At 49.2% G+C, this 17,063-nt stretch carries 17 protein-coding genes, 2 tRNA genes and 2 rRNA genes; 12 read left to right on the forward strand and 9 right to left on the reverse strand.

Translation table 11 applies throughout. The features are described from left to right. The 4 genes from LVQ79_RS04375 to dkgB form a co-directional block, all read left to right on the forward strand. Positions 1–95 (forward strand): 23S ribosomal RNA (locus LVQ79_RS04375); the annotation flags it as partial. 111 nt (positions 96–206) lie between these two features. Continuing rightward, positions 207–322: ribosomal RNA gene (gene rrf, locus LVQ79_RS04380) — 5S ribosomal RNA — on the forward strand. 63 nt (positions 323–385) lie between these two features. After that, positions 386–462 (forward strand) — tRNA-Asp (locus LVQ79_RS04385). A gap of 177 nt (positions 463–639) precedes the next feature. Further along, a complete protein-coding gene (gene dkgB / locus LVQ79_RS04390) occupies positions 640–1,443 on the forward strand; it encodes a 2,5-didehydrogluconate reductase DkgB (RefSeq protein ID WP_232864032.1) in 804 nt (267 codons plus the stop codon). A gap of 7 nt (positions 1,444–1,450) precedes the next feature. On the opposite strand, the gene yafC is transcribed toward dkgB, so the two are convergent. Next, positions 1,451–2,353 (reverse strand): DNA-binding transcriptional regulator YafC, encoded by a 903-nt coding sequence (yafC, locus tag LVQ79_RS04395; protein WP_232864033.1) that lies wholly within the window; start codon positions 2,351–2,353, stop codon positions 1,451–1,453. 104 nt (positions 2,354–2,457) lie between these two features. Between yafC and LVQ79_RS04400 the strand changes: the two genes are divergently transcribed. The 3 genes from LVQ79_RS04400 (at position 2,458) to LVQ79_RS04410 (ending at position 5,425) form a co-directional block, all read left to right on the forward strand. Next, positions 2,458–3,633, forward strand: coding sequence for an MFS transporter (locus LVQ79_RS04400; protein WP_232864034.1), 1,176 nt, complete (start codon positions 2,458–2,460; stop codon positions 3,631–3,633). 150 nt (positions 3,634–3,783) lie between these two features. After that, the gene (locus LVQ79_RS04405; protein ID WP_034461607.1) at positions 3,784–4,587 is read left to right on the forward strand and encodes an endonuclease/exonuclease/phosphatase family protein; all 804 of its coding nucleotides are present in this window, start codon (positions 3,784–3,786) and stop codon (positions 4,585–4,587) included. A gap of 70 nt (positions 4,588–4,657) precedes the next feature. After that, a complete protein-coding gene (locus LVQ79_RS04410; protein WP_232864035.1) occupies positions 4,658–5,425 on the forward strand; it encodes a class I SAM-dependent methyltransferase in 768 nt (255 codons plus the stop codon). A 59-nt stretch (positions 5,426–5,484) separates the two neighbouring features. Here the strand turns inward: LVQ79_RS04410 and mltD are convergent, their stop codons facing one another. Together mltD and gloB are read right to left on the reverse strand one after the other, a co-directional pair. Next, positions 5,485–6,843 carry a murein transglycosylase D gene (mltD, locus tag LVQ79_RS04415; RefSeq protein WP_151995608.1) on the reverse strand — a complete coding sequence of 453 codons (1,359 nt, stop codon included), beginning with the start codon at positions 6,841–6,843 and terminating at the stop codon, positions 5,485–5,487. 71 nt (positions 6,844–6,914) lie between these two features. Beyond that, complete coding sequence (gene gloB, locus LVQ79_RS04420; RefSeq protein ID WP_232864036.1) at positions 6,915–7,670, reverse strand: hydroxyacylglutathione hydrolase; 756 nt, start codon at positions 7,668–7,670, stop codon at positions 6,915–6,917. A 36-nt stretch (positions 7,671–7,706) separates the two neighbouring features. Here gloB and LVQ79_RS04425 point away from each other — a divergent pair, with 36 nt between their 5' ends. Beyond that, a complete protein-coding gene (locus LVQ79_RS04425) occupies positions 7,707–8,474 on the forward strand; it encodes a methyltransferase domain-containing protein (protein ID WP_232864037.1) in 768 nt (255 codons plus the stop codon). Here LVQ79_RS04425 and rnhA read toward each other — a convergent pair. Further along, positions 8,422–8,898: a ribonuclease HI gene (gene rnhA, locus LVQ79_RS04430; RefSeq protein ID WP_064516408.1), complete on the reverse strand. Its 477-nt coding sequence runs from the start codon at positions 8,896–8,898 to the stop codon at positions 8,422–8,424. The two genes, LVQ79_RS04425 and rnhA, sit on opposite strands and share 53 nt — an antisense overlap. A gap of 52 nt (positions 8,899–8,950) precedes the next feature. Here rnhA and dnaQ point away from each other — a divergent pair, with 52 nt between their 5' ends. Further along, positions 8,951–9,682: a DNA polymerase III subunit epsilon gene (gene dnaQ / locus LVQ79_RS04435; RefSeq protein ID WP_232864038.1), complete on the forward strand. Its 732-nt coding sequence runs from the start codon at positions 8,951–8,953 to the stop codon at positions 9,680–9,682. A gap of 134 nt (positions 9,683–9,816) precedes the next feature. Beyond that, a tRNA-Asp gene (locus LVQ79_RS04440) sits at positions 9,817–9,893 on the forward strand. A gap of 44 nt (positions 9,894–9,937) precedes the next feature. On the opposite strand, the gene LVQ79_RS04445 is transcribed toward LVQ79_RS04440, so the two are convergent. After that, complete coding sequence (locus LVQ79_RS04445) at positions 9,938–11,431, reverse strand: NCS1 family nucleobase:cation symporter-1 (protein WP_232864039.1); 1,494 nt, start codon at positions 11,429–11,431, stop codon at positions 9,938–9,940. A gap of 222 nt (positions 11,432–11,653) precedes the next feature. Between LVQ79_RS04445 and hpxA the strand changes: the two genes are divergently transcribed. Beyond that, a complete protein-coding gene (hpxA, locus tag LVQ79_RS04450; protein WP_232864040.1) occupies positions 11,654–12,391 on the forward strand; it encodes an allantoin racemase in 738 nt (245 codons plus the stop codon). 31 nt (positions 12,392–12,422) lie between these two features. After that, entirely contained in the window at positions 12,423–13,379 is a 957-nt protein-coding gene (puuE, locus tag LVQ79_RS04455; protein WP_232864041.1) for an allantoinase PuuE, read from the forward strand. Between the two features lie 43 nt (positions 13,380–13,422). On the opposite strand, the gene hpxZ is transcribed toward puuE, so the two are convergent. Genes hpxZ through LVQ79_RS04475 form a run of 4 tightly spaced genes read right to left on the reverse strand, consistent with a single transcriptional unit; the run spans position 13,423 to position 16,978 of the window. Then, a complete protein-coding gene (hpxZ, locus tag LVQ79_RS04460; RefSeq protein WP_151995600.1) occupies positions 13,423–13,806 on the reverse strand; it encodes an oxalurate catabolism protein HpxZ in 384 nt (127 codons plus the stop codon). Between the two features lie 10 nt (positions 13,807–13,816). Further along, the gene (locus tag LVQ79_RS04465) at positions 13,817–15,196 is read right to left on the reverse strand and encodes an AtzE family amidohydrolase (protein WP_232864042.1); all 1,380 of its coding nucleotides are present in this window, start codon (positions 15,194–15,196) and stop codon (positions 13,817–13,819) included. After that, positions 15,193–15,381, reverse strand: a complete 189-nt coding sequence (gene hpxX / locus LVQ79_RS04470) for an oxalurate catabolism protein HpxX (protein ID WP_151995598.1) — start codon at positions 15,379–15,381, stop codon at positions 15,193–15,195. Before hpxX ends, LVQ79_RS04465 begins: the two co-directional genes overlap by 4 nt. A 10-nt stretch (positions 15,382–15,391) precedes the next feature. Next, complete coding sequence (locus tag LVQ79_RS04475) at positions 15,392–16,978, reverse strand: gamma-glutamyltransferase family protein (RefSeq protein ID WP_232864043.1); 1,587 nt, start codon at positions 16,976–16,978, stop codon at positions 15,392–15,394. Between the last annotated feature and the right edge of the window lie 85 nt (positions 16,979–17,063).

Raw genomic sequence — 17,063 nt, forward strand, 5'->3', positions numbered from 1 at the left:
AGGAACGTTGAAGACTACGACGTTGATAGGCTGGGTGTGTAAGCGTAGCGATACGTTGAGCTAACCAGTACTAATGATCCGTGAGGCTTAACCTTACAACACCGAAGGTGTTTTGGTTGAGAGACTACGATATTGATTTTCAGCTTGAACCGAGATTTTAAGTCGATGGTTATGTGAAAGTATGACGGTTGATGAAACAGAATATGCCTGGCGGCAACAGCGCGGTGGTCCCACCTGACCCCATGCCGAACTCAGAAGTGAAACGCCGTAGCGCCGATGGTAGTGTGGGGTCTCCCCATGCGAGAGTAGGGAACTGCCAGGCTCTAAATTCAAAGCAGTAAAAGCCAGAATGTGACATCTGGTGGTAATAAGAAAGAAATTCGGTGGAGCGGTAGTTCAGTCGGTTAGAATACCTGCCTGTCACGCAGGGGGTCGCGGGTTCGAGTCCCGTCCGTTCCGCCACTTAATTAAGCCCTGAGTCTTTTAGACTCAGGGCTTTTTTTATACATAAAATTCATGAATTTTTTCCTATTGTTGCTTTTTACGCAATTATCTTCTGCATTTATCCATCTTTTTCACCAAAGTTAAACCCTTCATAATCCTCGAAAGACAAAGATACGTCCCCCAACGAGGTTAATAATGACAATTCCTGCATTTGGTTTAGGTACTTTCCGTTTAAAAGACGACGTAGTTATCGCATCAGTAAAAACCGCGCTTGAATTAGGTTACCGCGCGGTCGATACCGCACAGATTTATGACAATGAAGCTGCTGTAGGGCAGGCGATTGAAGAAAGTGGTGTTGCACGCAGTGAGCTTTTTATCACCACCAAAATCTGGATCGAGAATCTTAACAAAGAAAAATTAATCCCAAGCTTGAAAGAAAGTCTGCGCAAATTGCGTACAGATTATGTCGATTTGACTCTAATTCACTGGCCATCACCAAACGATTCAGTGCCGGTTGCAGAGTTTATGCAGGCGTTACTTGAAGCGAAAAAAGAAGGACTGACGCGCAAAATTGGTGTTTCTAACTTCACTATCGACCTGATGCAGCAGGCTATTGATGCGGTGGGGGCAGAAAATATAGCGACCAACCAAATTGAGCTTTCACCGTATTTGCACAACCGTAAAGTCGTTGATTGGGCACATGAACATAACGTCCATATCACTTCTTATATGACGTTGGCTTATGGTAAAGCGCTGGAAGATGAAGTGATTGGCCGCATTGCGCAGAAGCACAATGCAACGCCTGCACAGGTCATCCTGGCATGGGCAATGAAGTTGGGTTATGCGGTGATTCCTTCATCTACAAAACGTGAGAATCTGCAAAGTAATCTACAAGCGCAGACTCTCATGCTCGATGAGGAAGATATGATGGATATAAGTAAACTGGACTGTAACGATCGACTGGTTAGCCCAGAAGGTCTGGCTCCACACTGGGATTAATTTTTCATTACAGCCCCTGCGGGGGCTGTTGTACATGCTCACTTAGAAAATCAATAAATGCTCTAATCCGGCTACTGACAGCGCGATCGCTGTAATACACCGCACTGAATGGCATTTCTACGGGCAGCAGTCTGTCTGTCAGCAATTCCACAAACTTCCCTTCAGCTATTTCTTTATTAATCATATAGTCAGATAGACACGCAATCCCATTTCCCGTCAGGCATAGTTGCTTAAGTGTTTCACCACTATTCGATGTTATTCCCGGCGTGATGTCATAACGCAGCCCATCAGCCTGAGCGACTGGCCATTTGTTCAAGCTCTCTGTTTCAGAAAATCCCAGACAGATATGATCCTGAAGATCCTCAGCACATTGTGGCATACCGAACTGCGCTAAATATTCCGGCGAGGCAATAATTTTACGGCGGCTGGAAAAAAGAGGCCGTGCCCGCAACGTTGAGTCTGTCAATGTGCCCACTCGTATCGCTACATCGACTTTTCGCTCAATCAAATTAATAAATGTCTCAGATGAGATGAGGGAAAGCGTCACCTCTGGATAGCGTTCACGAAAGGGCTTAATCAGCGGCATTAAAAGATGCAGCATGACAGGCGTTGCAGCATCGATGCGTAGTAAACCACGAGGGCTTTGTCGGGTCTCCATCAGCTCATTTTCTGCAGCAGCCATTTCCTGCAAAATCTGTTGAACACGACGGAAGTAGCGCTCGCCTTCCTCTGTGAGACTCAGTTGGCGCGTTGTACGATTTAGCAGAGTCACACCTAGCTTCATTTCTAATTTCTTTACCGAGCGACTGACTGCCGAATTTGCCATCTCGAGCAGAGTCGCTGCGCGACTAAAACTCCCGCTTTCTACGACAGCGACAAAAATCGCCAGTTCTTCTGAGGTGGCCTTCATTATTGCTCCTGAGACAATATTCTATTGAGATTTTGCATATTTTTGTTATTTAACCATCTTGCCATAATGCGTGTCATCAAAAGACACCCGTTATGGAGTAAATTATGCCTCTGGCGCTTTGGGCACTGACTATCAGTGCATTTGCAATCGGTACTACCGAATTTGTGATTGTTGGGCTGGTACCAACTATTGCTGACCAACTTTCAATTTCGCTCCCTTCTGCGGGATTGCTGGTTTCAATTTATGCATTAGGGGTTGCGGTTGGCGCTCCTGTGCTAACCGCTCTGACAGGAAAGTTGCCTCGTAAACAGCTACTGATTGGCTTGATGGCGCTATTCACGGCAGGTAATTTACTTGCCTGGCTTGCGCCAAATTATGAAACACTGGTCGTTGCTCGTCTACTTACAGGCCTCGCACACGGTGTTTTCTTCTCAATTGGTTCAACTATTGCAACCAGTCTGGTACCTAAAGAAAAGGCTGCTACCGCAATCGCCATTATGTTTGGTGGTTTAACCGTTGCATTGGTTACAGGTGTGCCCCTCGGAACATTTATCGGCCAGCATTTCGGATGGCGCGAAACATTCCTCGCCGTTTCAGCTATTGGTGTTATTGCCTTGATCAGTAGCACTATTCTGATCCCAAAAAATATTCCAACACGTGCGGTTGCTAGCTTAAAAGATCAACTGAAAGTGATGACTCATCCCCGCCTATTGATCATTTATGCAATAACGGCTCTGGGATATGGCGGCGTGTTTACTGCATTTACCTTCCTGGCTCCGATGATGCAAAACCTTGCAGGTTATTCACCAGCGGCAGTGAGCTGGATTTTGCTGGGCTACGGTGTCTCTGTTGCTATCGGTAATATCTGGGGCGGTAAACTTGCCGATCGCCATGGTGCAGTGCCTGCTTTGAAATTCATTTTTGCAGCACTTGCAGCATTACTACTGGTCTTCCAATTTACTGCGAGTTCACATATTGGCGCTTTAGTGACGGTGTTGATTATGGGCGTCTTTGCATTCGGTAATGTACCGGGATTGCAGGTATATGTTGTGCAGAAAGCAGAGTTATATGCGCCAAATGCTGTGGATGTTGCCTCTGGACTGAACATTGCCGCTTTTAACGTCGGGATTGCATTAGGATCTGTTATCGGTGGTCAAACAGTTCAAAGCTTTGGTTTAGCTCAGACGCCGTGGATTGGGGCTGTAATTGTTGTTGGTGCACTGTTCTTAATTACCATCAGTGGTCGACTAGATGCACGTCGTGAAGTTGCTATCAGTTAGTGAATTAGAACATGGCTGTTAGCAATGACTTACGGTCTTGTTCGTCAATGGTTTGAATTGGTCGTTGAAACTCGACACCAAAGTCCCTATAACTGAAAGACAGCCTTCGATTTGGAGGCTTCTTTAGTTACAGAGGTCATTAGTAAAAACGTGCGCAAAAATACTTATGCCATGAGATATGTTGCCGGTCAGCCAGCAGAACGCATTCTGCCTCCTGGCTCATTTGCAACTATTGGTCAGGCATTGCCGCCCGGAGAACCTTTACCAAGTGAAGGCTCACTAAAAGTATTGGTGTGGAATATCTTCAAACAGCAGCGTGCAGAATGGCTTTCTGTACTGCAAAACTTCGGTAAAGATGCTCACCTTGTTTTATTGCAGGAGGCTCAAACGACCCCTGAACTGGTAAAGTTTGCCACCAGTAATTATCTGGCTGCTGACCAGGTTCCGGCATTTGTTCTGCCTCAACACCCCTCAGGTGTTATGACACTTTCCGCTGCTCATCCTGTTTATTGTTGCCCACTACGTGAACGTGAGCCGATTTTACGCTTATCCAAATCCGCATTAGTGACCGTATATCCACTGCCTGATGGTCGGCTGTTGATGGTTGTAAATATCCACGCGGTCAATTTCAGTCTTGGTGTCGATGTCTACAGCAAACAGCTTGGGCCGATTGGCGATCAAATTGGTCACCATAATGGGCCGGTTATTATGGCGGGTGATTTTAACGCCTGGAGCCGTCCACGTATGAATGCGCTTTACCGCTTCGCTCGTGAAATGACTTTGCGGGAAGTACGCTTCACCGATGACCATCGCCGCCGTGCTTTCGGTCGTCCGCTTGATTTCGTGTTTTACCGTGGTTTAAACGTTGCGGAAGCCTCTGTTTTGGTGACTCGTGCGTCCGATCACAATCCTCTACTAGTCGAATTCCGTCCTGGCAAACCTGAGCTGAAGTAAGGTAAGTCAGGTCTGCCATTGGGCAGACTATGTGCTGCCCTTACTTACAATCATCTGCAAGGACAATACAATGACAACACAATCTCACCATGACAAAGTCGATCAACAGTTTGGCTCGCAGGCCAGTGCCTATCTGACAAGTGCTGTGCACGCTGCTGGCCGCGATCTGGAGCGTCTAAGCGCGCGTCTGGCTGATTTTCCTGATGCACGTCTGCTCGATATGGGGTGTGGGGCGGGGCATGCGAGCTTTATTGCGGCCGCTCAGGTGAAAGAGGTGATTGCTTATGATCTCTCGGAACAGATGCTGAGTGTGGTCAATGATGCTGCTAAAACGCGTGGCATCTTCAACATCACGACTCGACAGGGTTATGCAGAAGTGTTGCCGTTTGATGATGGCTCTTTTGATGTGGTGATTAGCCGCTATTCAGCTCATCACTGGCATGATGTTGGTAAAGCATTGCGTGAAGTAAAACGAGTCCTGAAACCAGGTGGTGTAGTTATTTTTATGGATGTGATGTCTCCAGGCCATCCAGTTCTCGATATCTGGCTGCAAACGGTTGAAGCATTGCGCGATACATCTCACGTTCGGAATTATTCCAGTGGCGAGTGGTTGAGCCTGTTTAATGATGCGGGCTTGGTCTCGCAAAACCTCTTATGCGACCGATTGAATCTGGAGTTCACATCCTGGATTGCCAGAATGAGAACACCTGAAGCTCTGGCTGACGCTATTCGAATCTACCAACAGAGTGCATCAGACGAAGTGCAGCACTATTTTGAGTTGCAGGGAGATGGCTCTTTCACCAGTGACATTATTATGGTGGAAGCCAAAAAGGTTTGATGTTTTGAAATAGAAATAAAAAAGGCACCCAAAAAGGTGCCTTTTTCTTTGATTAACAATCAAGTATCAGGTGTAGAGTTGTTGCTAACGAATAGCGTCAACTGATCTCCAGGTTTCAGATCGTCTGTATCGTCGTTCCAGCGCAGAACATCCTTGATGTTCACACCGTGACGTTTCGCGATACTCGACAACGAGTCACCCTTACGCACCTTATAAGTGATGCTATCGTTCTTAGCTAAACTCTGTACGCCATTTTTGACGCTGAGTGTTTGGCCGACTTTAATGTGCGCGCCGCGTATGCCGTTCCAGCTTTGCAAATCTTTTGCACTCACGCCTAAGCGTGAAGCGATGCTCGATAAGGTATCACCTGAACGAACACGGTAAGATTTGCTGCCACCTGCAGTACTGCGGTTATCAGCGACTAGCCGAGGCTGCACTGCTGCAATTTCACCAGAAGCCAAAGAGGCTTTTAGCTGATCAGCATGCTTTTTAGGCACCATTACATAACGCTGATTCTTGCCAACGGTGGAAGTTTTCACCCCGGCGTTGAATGTCTTCAGCGTGCTTAATGATATACCTGCCATTTCGGCAACCTGCGTAAGCTCAACCGGATCACTTACTTCTACGCGTGCTAATGCACGGCTTTCGTCAGTAGTTGGTAAGCGTACGCCGTACTTTTTGCTGTTTTTGAGAATATCACTTAAAGCCAACATTTTTGGTACGTAAATTTTGGTTTCCCGTGGCAGTGAAAGCGACCAAAAATCCGTTGGTAAACCACGAGCTTTATTCGCTTTCATTGCCTTCAGTACACGACCTTCGCCGCTGTTGTACGCCGCTACGGTTAATAACCAGTCGCCGTCAAACATCTTGTTCAGACGCTGCATCATATCGAGTGCGGCAGTGGTGGAAGCCACTACATCACGACGTGCATCGTATGCTTTGGTCTGTTTTAAACCATAATTTCGACCCGTACTCGGTACAATCTGCCAGATGCCAGCGGCATTCGCAGAAGAGGTAGCGTGGGGGTCAAAAGCGCTCTCCACTATGGGTAGCAGTACTAGTTCCATTGGCATGTTACGTTTCTTAACTTGCCCGGCAATCCAGTACATATACGGCTCTGCCCGTAATGTTACATCGTGGAGATAGCTCTTATTCTTCAGGTACTTCTGTTTCTGTTCGCGGATCCGGATATTCTCCGGTACCCCCATCTTTAGCTCGTCGCCAATGAAGTTCCACAAGTTTTGGTTATCCGCGAGGTATGTCCCATCGTCCATCCATCGCGAACCTGTGTACTTTCCTGCTTCACCTTGACCAGCTGCAGACAGACTCTGTGCGTGCTGTTGGATGTTGCCGTCATGCCTTGACGCCTGGCACCCCACAAGCAAAACAGAGGCGAGTAATATCGCTTTTGCCTTCATGTGTGTGTCAAATGGTTGCTTAAAAGACGAGCAAGAATACCTTCCACTTTAAAACAACACAACCAAAAAATTCAGAAGGTATCTTTCTTTGTCCGTAACCAGGCGAATATTTGCTGTGGTTGTTGCAAGTTTGTTTCTTTGTTTATTTTTCTTTTTAAATCAATATCATCTGTTCTTAAGAATAAATTTATTTCGCGTTCATTTACCAGAGAACTTGGTAAGGTTGATTGGTTTTTTGCACGTAACTCATTAACTTTTCGACAGTATCGGTTTAACTTCTCATCGTCTGGAAGGATAGATAAGGAAAACTTCATATTTGAAAGAGTGTATTCGTGTGCGCAGCAAATTAACGTATCGGCGGGTAATTTGTTAAGTTTTTGAAAAGAATCATACATATTTCCCGCCGTGCCTTCAAAAAGCCTTCCGCAGCCGCCAGAAAACATCGTGTCACCGCAAAAAAGATAAGGTGCGCTATAGAAACAGATATGTCCTAAAGTGTGACCCGGTGTGGCAATTACAGTAAATTCATACTTCAAAATATTGACCGTTTCGCCCTCTCTGACTACCCGGTTCGTTCCCTTATCTTGTGTCTCCTCTGGGCCATATACCACAAGGCCTGGATACTTTTTGAGTAGTTCTTTTACGCCGCCAACATGGTCGTTGTGATGATGGGTCAGTAAAATAGCTTCTGGCTGCCAGTGGTTATCTTCAATGGCTTTTAGTACTGGATGAGCTTCGCCCGGGTCGACGATGATGCATCTGCCTTGCTCATCATTCAGAACCCAGATGTAGTTATCCTGGAACGCAGAAATACTGTTAAGATTCATAATTCAACCTCTCTGAATTGCGCTAAGAAGGTAGTGATGAAACCGGCAAGGATACCTGTAAATTTCATTTCACCGCATCATTGGGGAGAACTGCCCTGGGGCGAGTACTACCGTGAGGCGCTGGAATCCCAACTTCAGCCGTGGTTTGCTAAGATGTTTGGTTTCCACTTGCTGAAAATCGGTAACTTAAGCACCGAAATCAACACAGAGGCCTGTGCTATTTCACACCAGGTTAATGTTGCCTTACAAGGCGAACGACTCCAGGTGAATGCCGATCCGCTGTATTTGCCTTTTGCGGGTAAATCAGTCGATGCATGTATGTTGGCTCATACATTGCCGTGGTGCCAGGATCCTCATGGGTTATTGCGTGAAGCTGACCGGGTATTAATTGATGATGGCTGGCTAATTATCAGCAGTTTCAACCCGGTGAGTTTATTAGGTTTAGGCAAAGTCGTGCCATTTATCCGCAAACGTGCGCCATATCGCTGCCGAATGTTTACGCCGATGAGGATGTTCGATTGGCTGGCATTGCTGAATTTTGAAGTGATGCACCAACGCAGTTTCCAGGTTTTACCCTGGAGTAAACAAGGTGGGAAAATGCTCAGTACCCATCTTCCTGCGTTGGGATGCATGCATGTCATTGTGGCGCGTAAGCGGACATTGCCTCTTACGCTCAATCCAATGAAAAGCAGGAAAGCAAAAACGCAAATCCGCTCAGCTGTGGGGGCAACACGGCAATTTCGTGAAGCAACTAAGGCTTCGCCGTCTCTGGCTGATAACCCACGTCCTCGAGAGTTGGATTAGAAGCAGCTTCACGGGCGAGTTCATCACAACGTTCGTTTTCAGGGTGACCGGCATGGCCTTTCACCCATTCCCAACTGATTTTGTGCTCGCTTAAGGCAGCATCCAGTCGCTTCCATAAATCGACATTCTTGACTGGTTTTTTATCGGCCGTTTTCCAGCCACGTTTTTTCCAGTTATGAATCCATTGGGTAATACCCTGACGAACATATTGGCTGTCGGTGCTAAGCACAACGTCACAAGGCTCGACCAACGCCTCAAGTGCAACGATTGCCGCCATCATTTCCATGCGATTGTTTGTGGTCAGGCGAAAGCCGACGCTAAAAATTTTTTCGTGCTGTTTGTAGCGTAAAATAGCACCATATCCACCCGGGCCCGGGTTGCCGAGGCAAGAGCCATCGGTGAAAATTTCTACCTGTTTGCGCATCTCTGGTAGACTTCCTGTGATTAAAAAACCAAGTCTGACATAAACGAGCGCCATGAGCACAGCAATTACACGACAGATCGTCCTCGATACAGAAACCACCGGTATGAACCAAATCGGTGCTCACTATGAAGGGCACCGCATTATTGAAATCGGTGCGGTTGAAGTCATCAACCGCCGCCTGACGGGTAATAATTTCCACGTATACCTGAAACCTGATCGTCTGGTAGACCCGGAAGCCTTTGGCGTGCATGGAATTGCCGATGAGTTTCTGGCAGACAAGCCAACCTTTGATCAGGTTGCTGATTCGTTCATGGACTATATTCGCGGCGCAGAGCTCGTCATCCATAACGCATCGTTTGATATCGGGTTTATGGATTATGAGTTCGGCAAACTCAAACGCGATATTCCAAAAACTAATACCTTCTGCAAAGTTACCGATAGCCTCGCTCTCGCCCGAAAAATGTTCCCGGGCAAGCGTAATAGCCTCGATGCACTTTGCTCACGTTATGAAATAGATAACAGCAAGCGAACGTTGCACGGCGCATTGCTCGATGCCCAAATTCTGGCCGACGTCTATTTAATGATGACGGGTGGACAAACTTCTCTGAAGTTTGCGATGGAAGGGGATGTGCAGCAGCGTAGTGGAGATAACGGAATTCAACGTGTTGTACGCCGCAGTTCGGGTATACGCGTCATTCGTGCCAGCGATACAGAACTGGAAGCGCATGAATCGCGACTCGACCTGGTGGAAAAAAAGGGCGGAAGTTGCCTGTGGCGTTTATAAAAGCAGCGCAAATGCATTAAAAATCACCGTTTGGGTGAAATTAACGGCAAACGATTAGTTTAATAAGAAAAAACGTTGACGCTCATCAGCCCTATACGTATTATTTGCCTCGTTCCCGACGGGGAACAAAACGCGGAGCGGTAGTTCAGTCGGTTAGAATACCTGCCTGTCACGCAGGGGGTCGCGGGTTCGAGTCCCGTCCGTTCCGCCACAATTAGAAAGCCTGAATCAGAAATGATTCAGGCTTTCGTCGTTTTATTCCTTCGAAACTACAACCTGTCCATTGTATCCCGCAACGTCACTCACTTTATCTGCACGTGCCAACCAGCGATAACAGCCTGCACTCAGGAATGCGCCGATAAACCAGCTAAAGTTAGCCACCTCATGCAGTGCCGGAATAAAGCTGATGATTAAGCCAATGGTAACCGATGGCAGCAGTGCGAGAATCGCTTTTGGGTTGAAACCACTTTTGTACCAGTAGCGGCCTTTTGGCGTGTCATCAAACAGATCGTCGATATAGATTTTGCTGCGTTTAATGATGTAGAAGTCAGTCAGCAGAATACCGAACAGTGGCCCAATAAACGCACCCAGCACATCCAGCGTGTAGTGAATAAGTTCTGGTGACTGGAACAAGTTCCATGGTGTCAGCAGTACAGATCCCACGGCTGCAATCATCCCACCGGTACGGAAGCTGATTTTTTGCGGCGAGCAGTTCGAGAAGTCGAAAGCAGGTGATACAAAGTTTGCCACGATATTAATACCGATAGTGGCGGTGATCATGGTCAGTAAACCGATGGCCATCGCGAGGCTATTGCCCACATGGCTTACCGTTTCGATAGGGTCGGTGATCATTTTGCCAAACAGGGATTGTGTACCGGAAACAATCACCACGGTCACGATAGAGAACAGCAGGAAGTTAAACGGCAGCCCCCAGCGGTTGCCACGACGGATCTCTTTCATACTCTTGCCATAGCGCGAGAAGTCACCGAAGTTCAGCAATGGGCCTGAGAAGTATGAAACGACCAGCGCCGTTGCGGTCAGCATCTGCCACGCCTGCTCACCAGAGCTAAGTTGTTTGCTGGCAAGCGTAAATGAAATTCCGTCAAATCCAGTTTGATACAAAATCCAGCCCGCCAACGCCATCATCACGATGTATACCGCAGGCCCTGCAATATCAATAAATCGTTTGATAGCGTTCATGCCGTGCCAGAACACCATCGCCTGAAGCACCCACATAATGCCGAAGCAAACCCAGCCGAGATGCGACAGCCCCAGGAAATGCCCGGTGGTCATTGGCGCAAGCGAGGGCCAGAATTTCAGCATAACGAGCATCAATGCATTTGCGGCCAGATAAGTCTGGATACCGTACCAGGCGAACGCGATTAACCCGCGTATCACTGCCGGAATATTGGCACCGAACACGCCAAATGCCTGGCGGCAAATTACTGCGTAGGGTACGCCCGCCATTTGGCTAGGTTTTGCTACCAGGTTCGCGCACAGCTGTACGATGCAAATCCCTACCAGCAAGCAAAGCAAAACCTGCCAGCTTGCCAGCCCTAGTGTGAAGAAGCTGGCAGCCACCACATAGCCACCCATGCTGTGAACATCGGACATCCAGAAAGAAAAAATATTGTACCAGGACCATGTCTGGTTGCGCGTCGGCGCCAGATCATCATTACACAGGCGCAGGCTGTAGCCGGCATTGGCGCTCTCGGTCAAAGCTGATGACGTATTTTCATTGTTTGGCATGAAATCTGCTCCTTTAAAAACAGATGCTGACGGAATGTCTGCAACTTTCGTTGCATTAACCGGGCCAGGTTTCATGTTTTGTGGAACAAATGGATTATTCAGGCTTTTTGGTGCATTAATAAGGCCGTGTGATTACTTATTGCGCTTTGCTATGGTGCATTTTAACATTTCGTTGCCCGGATCTGGTGCTAAACCGGTGGCAAAAAATACAGAGGACTCAACATGACGAAACATTTGATTCAGGTGATTAACCCGAATACTAACGTGGCAATGACGCACACCATCGCGCAAGCGGCGCGCAGTGTCGCTGCACCTTCCAGCGAAATCATCGCGGTTTGCCCATCACAGGGCGTGGAGTCAATAGAAGGACATTTTGATGAAGCGATAGCGGCTATTGGTGTGCTTGAGCAAATCAAACTTGGCAAAGAGCAGGGGGTCAGTGGTCACGTCATCGCCTGCTTTGGCGATCCTGGTTTACTGGCCGCACGTGAACTCGCCAGTGGCCCGGTTATCGGCATCGCCGAAGCTGCGATGCATGTTGCAACCATGGTTGCGACACGTTTTTCTATCGTCACCACTTTGCCGCGCACTGTGATTATTGCGCGTCATTTATTACGCCAGTATGGCTTCGAGCACCACTGCGCAGCGCTGCATGCGATCGATTTACCGGTACTTGCTCTGGAAGATGGCACGGGTCTTGCTCAGATGAAGGTGCGCGAGCGTTGTATACAAGCCATGAAAGAAGATAACAGCGGAGCGATTGTGCTCGGTTGTGGCGGGATGGCTAATCTTGCACGGGAACTTACTGCTGAGTTGGGTATTCCCGTAATTGATGGCGTAACAGCAGCTGTGAAAATGGTCGAGTCCCTCATCGCTCTTGGGCTTGGAACCAGCAAACATGGTGACCTCGCGTATCCGAATAAAAAGCCGTTATCAGGCTGTTTTGACATGCTGAGTTGAAATTCTGGCTCGGCTCATAAGGAACCGAACCATGAATGAAGTACCGAAAACTAAAAACTATCACTTCACTGAAAACTACCCGCGTGACATGAAAGGTTATGCGGGTAAGCCGCCACATGCGCAATGGCCAAATAACGCCCGCGTAGCTGTGCAGTTCGTTCTCAATTTTGAAGAGGGGGGTGAAAACCACGTTCTGCATGGTGACAGCGGCTCGGAACAATTTCTTTCCGATATCATCGGTGCGGCCAGTTTCCCTGACCGCCATATGTCGATGGATTCTCTCTATGAATACGGTTCGCGAGCCGGGTTCTGGCGCATCCATAACGAGTTCCAAAAACGTGGCCTGACCATGACGGTATTTGGCGTAGCAATGGCACTGGCGCGTAACCCTGAAATTGTTGAAGCAATAAAAGCAGCTGATTACGACGTGGTAAGTCACGGCTGGCGCTGGATCCACTATCAAAATCTGGATGAGGCAACTGAGCGCCAGCATATGCACCAGGCCATCGAAATCCTCGAAGATTTGTTCGGCAGCAAACCGCTCGGTTGGTATACCGGCCGCGATAGTCCGAATACGCGTCGGCTGGTGGCGGAAAATGGCAGCTTCCTTTACGACAGCGATTATTACGGCGACGATTTGCCATTCTGGAGCAAAGTTAGCTGTAGCGATGGTTCGACAAAACCGCATTTGGTGGTGCCTTACACGCTTGATGCCAACGATATGCGCTTTGCAACCGCGCAGGGTTTTAACACCGCCGAACAGTTTTATACCTATCTGAAAGACAGCTTTGATGTGTTGTACGAAGAAGGGGAAACTGCACCGAAAATGATGTCTATCGGTATGCACTGCCGTTTACTGGGGCGGCCGGGTCGTTTCAGAGCGTTGCAGCGTTTTCTTGATTATGTGCAACAGCATGATGATGTGTGGATTTGCCGTCGTCAGGAGATTGCCGAGCATTGGGTGAAGACGCATCCATATTGTGAATAAATGATGTGGCGGCGGGTGACATTTCGTTTCCCGCCCACGGTCTTTAACCCATCACGCTGACATGTGCGGCGACAATTCGCCAGCCATAAGGAAATTTGACCCATGTTTGCATCTGGCGGCCAATTTTGTCGCTTCCCTCGCGGGTGAATTCAGTGCTGGCAACAGCCATATCATCGCCATAGGTGGTGATGGTGGTATTTTGCAAAAGCCGGTCTAGCCCTTGAGACGAGCGAGCATTTCTGAAAGCTCTTATCTCATCGATACCATAAAGATTTTCACTCGCACCAAAGCGAACGGTACGGGGATCGGCCCAAAACAACTCATCTAAGACCGCAACATCGTTGCTGATCAACGCCTGTTCGTAGCGGTAAAAAGCGGCACTCACCTCATTGACGATTGCCGGGCGATCAATATTGTCACGCATCATAGTATTTACCTTACCTGGTGGTTTTCCCTGCCAGCATACCCTGTATTTCAAGCTGATGGGCAGCTCTCAGGCAGATATCTTCCCGCCATGGTGGTGCAATGAGCTGCACACCGATGGGATGCCCACTTGCAGTCATCAATGGCACCGTGACGACTGGTAAACCAAGGAATGAAATAGGTTGTGTCAACATACCCATGCTGGCTTTCACGGGAAGCTCCGTCCCGTTAATTTGCATGGTTTGCTGTCCAATTAGTGTGGCACTACAGGGTGTTGCTGGTGCGATAAGCAGATCATACTTTTCGAAGAGCGGTAAAGTTTTATCCCGGAACCATGATCGGAAGCGTTGCGCTTGAGTGTACCAGGCTGATGGTGTCATCGCTCCAGCCAGGAGGCGTTCACGGGAGTTAAGCTCAAAACGTTCCGCCTGTTCACGTAGTGCCGGTAAGTAATGGTTTCCCCCTTCAGCGGCAGAGAGCAAAAATGCTGCCGAGCGAGCAAATTCAGCTTCAGGCAACGTGATGTAATCCAGTGCTTCAAGCGTTTGAGCCACTCGAGCGACGGCAGTTTTGGCATCGTCATCACACCAAGTCTCAAAAAAACCACCCAACACCGCACAGCGTAAATTCCCCGGCTGTTCCAGTTTATCGGCGAGGGGTTCAACTCCCCGAGTCGATTGGAAATGGTCATTCGCATCCCTTCCCTGAAGCGCATCATAAACCAGAGCCAGATCGTCCACGCTGCGCGCCAGCGGGCCGATATGATCCAGGCTTGCAACAAAAGGCTGGCTGCCGCTGCGCGACAATCTGCCGAAAGTCGGTTTCAGACCCAAAATGCCGCATAACGAAGCGGGGACGCGAATCGAGCCGTTAGTGTCAGTGCCGAGGGTAAAATTCACCATTCCAGCCGCGACGGCTGCGGCAGAGCCACCGGATGAACCGCCCGCAATTCGTGTTAAATCATGCGGGTTGCGGGTTGCGCCATAATAGCTATTTTCGGTGGTAAAGCCGTAGGCGTAGGCATCCATATTCAGCGCGCCTGAAAGCATGGCTCCGGCAGCGTTTAATTTTTTAATCGCGAAGGCGTCAGTGCTGGCGGGCGATTGCATACTAAATAGCTCGGCCCCGGCAAGCGTTGTTACGTCTTTAATATCAAAAAGATTTTTTACCGCATAAGGCACGCCAGCCAACGGCGGCAGCGTTTCCCCGCGCACACGGAGTTGGTCAATGGCGGCGGCTTCTTGCAGTAAACGCGAGGCAGTGATTTCCGTAAACGCATTAATTTCAGAATTGGCTTGCTCGATTTTCGCAAGCGTAAGCTGCGCCAGTTCCTGTGCGGAAAACTCGCCAATAGCTAATCCTTGCTGAATATCGCGAATGGAGAGTGCATTCATAGCTTATAAATCCCCGCGACTTCCTGGCGTTCAGGCAATGGAAAATCCATGAGCGGTTCTGCCAGTTTCTCCATGCGAGTCAATTGCACTTCAAGTTCCTGGCGGCGTGGCTCATCAAGAGGAACGTCAAGCAGTTGCTCCATGACTTTGATGTACGCGGGCCAGTCGATAGAATTTAATAGCATTTTGTTCTCCTTAAAATCCGGCTGCGCTGCCGTTGCTGCGTGGATCGTATGCGCCCTCAAGCATACCGTTGGTATGGCGCACGATGGCTCCGGCATGGCCCACAGCTTCGCTAAAATCTGGCAATGCTTCGACTTCATGACCCAATTCACGCAGTGCTTTGAAAGTTTCCGGGCTAAACCGACCTTCTAATTTCAGGCTGTCGGAGGCTTGCCCCCAGGTTCTGCCTAATAACCATCTTGGCGCGGTTACAGCTTCTTGTAACGGTATGCCCTGAATTACGTGGCGCGTAAAAATAGCCGCCTGAGTTTGCGGTTGCCCGTCGCCACCCATCGAGCCGTAAACCATCGTGCGCCCGTCAGCCAGGCGTGCGGCGGCCGGGTTCAGCGTGTGGAACGGCTGTTTTCCGGGAGCCAGGCTGAGCAAACTTTCCGGGTTGAGGCTGAACGCCGCCCCCCGGTTTTGCCACAGCACACCGCTTTTTGGCAGCACCACGCCGCTGCCAAATTCGTGATAAATGCTCTGAATAAACGAAACCGCCAGGCCGCTGCTGTCTATCACGCCCATCCACACCGTGTCGCCGGGGCCTTTGCCGGCTCCCCAGTCTGCGGCCTGGTTGTCATCAATTTCTGCGGCGAGGGCGGCGAGCGCTTCTGGCTCAAGCAAACTCTGGATGGACGTGGTGATATGGCGTGGATCGGTGATGTATTTGTCCCGCAGCGCAAAGGCTTTTTTGGTCGCTTCGACGATGCGATGAACTGTTTGAGTTTCACTGGCTTGTGCCATATCCAGATTCTCGGTGATCCCCAGGATCGCCAGTGAAACCAAGCCTTGCGTCGGCGGCGTCATATTATAAACATCGCCCAACTGGTGGCTCAGATGCAGCGGGATGCGCCGTTTGGCGCGTTGCGCGGCAAGATCCTGCAACGTAATCGGCATGCCTGATTCAGCAAGTTCTTCGGTGATCAGGGCTGCGAGCGGGCCGCGATAAAAGCTATCAAGCCCTTCAACTGTCAGGCGCGTTAAGGTTTCGGCCAGGCGTGGCTGAGTGAAACGGCTGCCCGCGCGGGGGATTTCGCCTCGGTCTAAAAAGGTTTCGGCAAATCCGGGAATGTTAACCAGCTCGTCGTATTTGCTATGGGTCGCAAGCGTTTGAGATTGGGTCACCGGAATGCCATCAGCCGCATAGCGAATCGCATCGGCAAGTAAGCGCGAGAGCGGCAGTTGCCCACCACCAAGCTGTGCGGCAATTTTTAGCGCTTCGTCCCAACCGCTAAGGGTTCCAGGCACGGTTAACGCGGCTTTGGGGCCACGATGAGGAATCGATGTTTCGCCTGCGTAAAATTCCAGCGATGCGAGTGATCCCGCAGCACCGCTGGCATCAATCGCAATCGGCTCACCTTCCGGCGGTACTATCAACCAAAAACCATCGCCGCCAATGCCATTCATGTGAGGATAAACCACGGCGATCGTTGCCGCCGCTGCCACCATCGCCTCGATGGCATCACCACCATGGCGCAACACGGATAATGCGGTTTCACTGGCTAAGTGGTGCGGTGTAACGGCCATACCGGAAGGTGCCATATTGCTTTGCATCATCGTTTTATCTCTCAGAACGGAAGCTGGGTAATATATTTAAGCAAGAGATGTTCCAGGTTGACGCGGTTTGTTTCACTGTGTCAGG

Origin of the sequence: Buttiauxella cochleicola (assembly GCF_021282405.1) — a bacterium.
Taxonomy (GTDB): domain Bacteria; phylum Pseudomonadota; class Gammaproteobacteria; order Enterobacterales; family Enterobacteriaceae; genus Buttiauxella; species Buttiauxella massiliensis.